We start from the raw sequence: 3,000 nt of genomic DNA, 5'->3' as shown, positions 1-3,000 counted from the left end.
AGGCATTTGGTTGAAAATGCCTTTCTCCATTTGAAGCGCTGGCGTGGTATAGCGACCCGTTATGCCAAAAATAGTGCATCGTTTCTTGCCGCAGTCCAAATCCGCTGCCTCGCTCTTTGGTTGAGAACCTCATGACGACACTATCTAGGAATAATTCATGATGTCAAAAACTGTGATCTTATCTGTATTGATTGTTTTCAGTATGAGTGTTGCCTATGCCAGCCAAGATAAAACAGGATGTAAGATAAAGAGAAAAACGCTGGAAAAATAACCCAAATATACTAAAAAAGATAAAAATGAGCGTCTGATAACAGGATTGCTCAGAACCTTGGAAAACATCAAGAGTGTATGTTCTCTAGAAAAACGTTTGAAAGAAAAAAACAATAAACCAAAAACTGCGAAAAATAACTTGGCTGACAAAAAAGTGCAGGCCAAATAAAAATAACTGGCCTGCCTCAACTCTGTATCAATATTGCTCATATTCATGAACAAAATGGGAGAAAATTATAGATTTTTTCCCCTAACTTGCTGTGCATTAGAAGGAGAAATCTTGTAGTAAACTTTATCACTCAAGAGTGGTTCATTTTCAATCTCAACTGAAAGAATGGAATTATCTTTAGAAATCGCATAGTGACTAAAATAACCCCCTTCTTTTTCATAAGGATAATGAAAATTAGGTTTGATAAACTTTTTTTCATAAGGATCATCCGAATGATGATACTCATCTGAATAAACTACCTTTTTATTCCTGACAAAAATTATTTTATAAAAAAGATTGGTTTCTTTATTAAAATCCGCACCGATAATATGTTCAATATCTTCACGCCCCATTCCTTTATCAATGATATACATTTTATCCCAGTCAAAAGGGGTAATCTTACTTATATCAATCAAACAGGCTGTGTTTTTCTGACAATGCTTATCGGCATAACCAATAATGCCTACTCGGCTGTTATTAAAAAATAAAAACAAAATGGCAATTCCCAATATTAAGGAAAATACGATAATATTATTTTTGTTGACAACATGGAAAAACATCATTCCCCCCTTCATAATCAAGTCTGACATGAGAAAACGGATTTGGAATATTAACCTTAAAAATCAACTAACTACCATTAAATTTGTCATGTCAATTTTATCATTCTCCCCAAATCATGATATTGATAAACACAATCAGAAAAAGACACCCTTGGCTTTCAACTACAACCTGATATTTTTGGAGTTTACAATATGTCATGAAGGTATATCTTAAATTGCGGATACAACTCCATATCACCTACAAGCAGCTGTTTTACAATTGCTATTTGATAACTTAAGTGCGATTTACAAGATAAAAATTGACATTTACTTCTATTTTTCAACACCAAAAATGTAGTGTACAAATATTCTGGATAGATAAAAAGTATAGTAATTGTACTAGCGATTTTTCTGATTTCAAATAGAAAAATATGGTTAACAAATAATAAATGAAGAAAATGATTACTAACGTTATTTACTAATAGTTTTAACAGGATTAAGTTTGTGGCACTTTCAGAACAAACACTTAGCTGTATAAATGACCAGTATTTTTAATGCGATGTAATCCTAGGTATGAATTATTTTTTTAGATAAAAATGCTTATTCATCATTCTTAGGCGAAAAGTTATAGTATTTTTTATAATAGCGTGCAGAACCACTTTCAACGTTAATTATAATTTTTGCATTGTCATTGGGAACAAAATAATAATCAAATTTTCACCTCTCTTTTTCTTCATTTTCTGGACAAGAAAAATTTTTAAATAAATATCTGTTATCCGCAAACAACCCAAAATGACAGGGCAAGAACATGAATGTTTATTTTTCCATATGAAAGGTTAAAGCGTAAGCGTCAACTAAACGACACCTTGCTTATCACCTTTTTCCATGGCAGCAGTTTTTCCAGATCCGGCATGGGCTGGCATAACTCATCCAGGCAAGTCATGACATAATCGAAGGGGATCAGTCCATTGGCTTTGGCCGTTTCAATGACGCTGTAGAGGATCGCACTCGCCTGTGCACCACGCGGGGTATGGCTGAACAGCCATGCCTTTCGCCCGATGACAAATGGTTTGATCGCCCTTTCTGCCCGATTATTGTCGATCGACAAGCGACCATCCTCCCGATAGCAGATCAGTTTTGGCCATTGATTACTCAGGTAAGTCACGGCCTCACCCAGCTTGCTTTTGGGGATCACCTGAGATTGTGTTTTAACCAGCCAGGCTGATAACTTATCCAGAATGGGGAGCGCTTTTTCCTGTCGGATCCGGTATTTTTCTGCCGGGCTTAACCCCTTGATCTGCTGCTCTACCCGGTACAGTGACTGGATCAGGCCCAGCGCGATATCGGCTTTGCCCGTCTTATTTTTACCCTGCACCTGTTTCGCTTCCATAAATTTACGGCGGGCATGGGCCATACAGCCGACCAGTTGGGCACCGGTCTGCTCATAGCCCTGATAACCATCCACCTGCAGATAGCCCTGAAAACCGGCGAGATAGTCGGCGGCACACGTCCCTGAGCGGCTGGCCTGATAGTCATACAACACGATATTCGGCGTGAGCGCCCGTGGCCCGGGGGCATCGGTGCCCACACAATAGACCCACATGTAATTTTTCGTTTTTTCGGACGTCACCACTTTCACCGGGGTTTCATCCGCATGGAGCACCGGTTGTTGTAACAGCGTTTCCCTGAACCTGGCCACTAACGGCGCAAACAGCTGGGCGGATTTTACTATCCAGTCACTCTGGGTCTGGCGGCTGAGGTCAATGCCATACTGTTTGAACAACATTTCCTGGCGGTACAGGGGTAACCCATACTGATATTTACTGGTAATAAGCTGGCTGAGCAGGCTGCTGGTCGCCATGCCTTTCCTGATGGGCATCGCTGGCAGGGGAGCTTGTCTGATAGGGGTCTGAACCCCGGACTTTTCACATTCACGGCAGGCGTATTTAGGGCGGATATGTTCAATCACCTTGACTTGGGCTG

At 39.8% G+C, this 3,000-nt stretch carries 2 protein-coding genes and 1 pseudogene; 1 reads left to right on the top strand and 2 read right to left on the bottom strand.

The annotated features are described in order from the left end of the window. A pseudogene (locus tag AACQ81_RS02040) lies at nucleotides 1-135 on the top strand (IS5/IS1182 family transposase); the annotation flags it as partial. 369 nt (nucleotides 136-504) lie between these two features. On the opposite strand, the gene AACQ81_RS02035 reads toward AACQ81_RS02040, so the two are convergent. Together AACQ81_RS02035 and tnpC are read right to left on the bottom strand one after the other, a co-directional pair. Then, nucleotides 505-1,041, bottom strand: a complete 537-nt coding sequence (locus AACQ81_RS02035; RefSeq protein ID WP_339353356.1) for a hypothetical protein — start codon at nucleotides 1,039-1,041, stop codon at nucleotides 505-507. An 826-nt stretch (nucleotides 1,042-1,867) separates the two neighbouring features. Beyond that, on the bottom strand, nucleotides 1,868-3,000 hold a 1,133-nt coding region (tnpC, locus tag AACQ81_RS02030), incomplete at its 5' end, for an IS66 family transposase (protein ID WP_237388417.1).

Origin of the sequence: Xenorhabdus sp. Sc-CR9, from assembly GCF_963897815.1 — a bacterium.
GTDB lineage: Bacteria > Pseudomonadota > Gammaproteobacteria > Enterobacterales > Enterobacteriaceae > Xenorhabdus.
The sequence above is the reverse complement of the archived record's forward strand: the minus strand, read 5'-3'. Positions and strand labels throughout refer to the sequence as shown.